Source organism: Mesorhizobium sp. M7A.F.Ca.CA.001.08.2.1 (assembly GCF_003998455.1).
GTDB lineage: Bacteria > Pseudomonadota > Alphaproteobacteria > Rhizobiales > Rhizobiaceae > Mesorhizobium > Mesorhizobium ciceri.
In genome coordinates this window covers 1-524 of the sequence record NZ_RZPW01001439.1, presented here as the reverse complement: position 1 = coordinate 524, position 524 = coordinate 1, and the positions used below count along the sequence as shown (strand labels likewise).

Annotated in this window: 1 pseudogene; it reads left to right on the top strand. The window is 65.1% G+C overall.

The window, feature by feature from the left end:
- Positions 1-524: pseudogene (locus EN914_RS37855) on the top strand (MFS transporter); the annotation flags it as partial.

Genomic DNA, 524 nt, shown 5'->3' with positions numbered 1-524 from the left:
TCTGTGCCTGGGTCTGTTCGCGCCCTTCGCGCCAAGACTTGCCCAGCGCTATGGAGCCGAGCGCACTTTGCTCGGGGCGCTCACCTTGCTGGTGCTGGGAACCGGCCTGCGCTGGTTCGGTACGGTTCCCCTGCTGTTTGTCGCCACCTTCCTTGCCGGCGGCGCCATTGCCATCGGCAATGTGCTGCTGCCGGGCTTGGTGAAGCGAGATTTCGCCGACAAGGCCGCCGTCATGACCGGGCTCTACACCATGGCGCTCTGTGCCGGCTCGGCGGCCGCCGCCGGCTTCACACTGCCGATCGAGCATTTTGTCACCGGTTCATGGTCCGGGGCACTTGCTGCCTGGGCGGTGCCTACACTGGTCGTGCTTTTGATCTGGATTCCGCAGGCGCTGGGCAGCCGTCGGCAGGTCAGTCATCGGGGCTTTCGCGTCGTTGGTCTCTGGCGCGATCGCCTGGCTTGGCAGGTGACGCTGTTCATGGGCCTGCAGTCGGCACTTGCCTATTGCATCTTCGGTTGGCTGG